At 61.8% G+C, this 1,668-nt stretch carries 1 protein-coding gene; it reads left to right on the forward strand.

From position 1 onward, the window contains the following. Positions 1-47: 47 nt before the first annotated feature. Positions 48-1,668: condensation domain-containing protein (locus tag GO707_RS11790; protein WP_418655110.1), on the forward strand; the 1,621-nt coding region annotated here is incomplete at its 3' end.

Here is a 1,668-nt window from a genome sequence, read left to right on the forward strand (position 1 = left end):
CCTCCCTGTCCGAACCGGCCACCGAAGCGGAGCGCGCCGTGGCGTCGGTGTGGGAGGAGCTGCTCGATGCGGGGCCCGTCGGAAGGGAGTCGAACTTCTTCGAGCTGGGCGGCGACAGCCTCATGGCATCACGAGTCATCGGCAGAGTGCGGGCACTCGGATACGAGGATGTTCGCCTTCAGCTTCTTTTTGATACGGAAAATCTAAGTGAGTTTTGCAAGACGCTCAGGAAAAGAGAAGCTCCCCCAAAGCAGGAAGCTCTCATTGAGGTAGATCCGTCAAAAGAATACGAGAGTTTTCCTTTGACGGAAATACAACACGCTTATCTGGTGAGCCGCGGAGACTCATCCAGCCAAGCCACCGTTGGCACAACCTACTGCCAGATATTCGCAGTAGACGAAATCGATCTTGATCGGCTTGATGCTGCATGGGGCAAAGTGCAGAAGAGACACGGAATGATGAGAGCATCGGTCGAAGAAGACGGAACTCAATCCATTGCACCGTCTTCCAAAATCGGACACATAGAGCGAGCTGAATGCGCAAATAGCTCTGAAGCAAAGCAGCAACTCGAAGAGATTAAACGTACTGTATTCGCATTGGCAAAACCCCCTCTTCATCGCGTGGTCTCAATTTCTTGGCATGAAGAATCAGGAAAGCAAACTCGACTTGTATTCTGCTTCGACTATACGGTGCTTGACGCACTTAGCGTTATGACCGTTCTCGCCGAACTGGCCGAACTCTACGAGAACCCCGGGGCCGACCTCCCCGGCATCGGCCTGACGTTCAGGGATTTCGTCGTCGGGCACCGGAGAGACGGTCGCGAGGTTGAAGAGGCGGAGGGCTACTGGCGCTCGCGCTTGCCCGAGCTGCCGCCCGCGCCGCAGCTCCCCCTCGCCGCCGACCCCTCGACGGTCGGGGAAGGGAGGTTCGAGCGCCTGTGGCGGACGGTTGCCGAGCCCGAATGGTCGGCGGTCAAGGAAAAGGCCCGGCTGCACGGCATCACACCCTCGGCAGTCCTGCTTGCTTGCTACGCGAGGGTGCTGTCAGCCTGGAGCGGAGGGGGCGGCGTGACGCTGAACCTGACCATCTTCGACCGCCCCGAGGTCCATCCCGACATAGACAAGGTGGTGGGCGACTTCACCACCCTTCTCCCGGTGGCATGCCGCCCCTCGGCCGACGCGTCCGTCGAGGCCCAGATGAGGGGCGTCCAGAACGAGCTTGCCGGAGGATTGGAGCATAGGGCGGTCTCGGCCGTGTGGGTCCAGCGCGAGCTGGCGCGCTCCGCAGGGACCTCCGGAGTGGTTCTGCCCGTGGTGTTCACAAGCGCCCTCGGCCTGAGTAGGTTCGATCTCGACGGCGGCTTCATGGATTATCTGGGCGGCCTGTCCCAGACTCCACAGGTGTGGCTCGACCACCAAGCCATGGAGAGAGGCGGCGGCGTCATGCTCTCGTGGGACTACGTGTCCGAGCTGTTCCCCGACGGAATGATCGCCGATATGTTCGATGCGTACTGCTCGGCCGTCTCCTCTTTGGCGGCCTCAGACTGGTCGGAGCCGTTCCCCGACCTGCTGCCCCCTTCGCAGCGCGCGGCGCGCGCCGAGGCGAACTCGGAGGGGGCCGACCTCGGCGGCGGGACGCTCCACGGACGGTTCTTCGCCCGCGCCCAGG

Source organism: Adlercreutzia rubneri (assembly GCF_009755265.1).
Lineage (GTDB): Bacteria > Actinomycetota > Coriobacteriia > Coriobacteriales > Eggerthellaceae > Adlercreutzia > Adlercreutzia rubneri.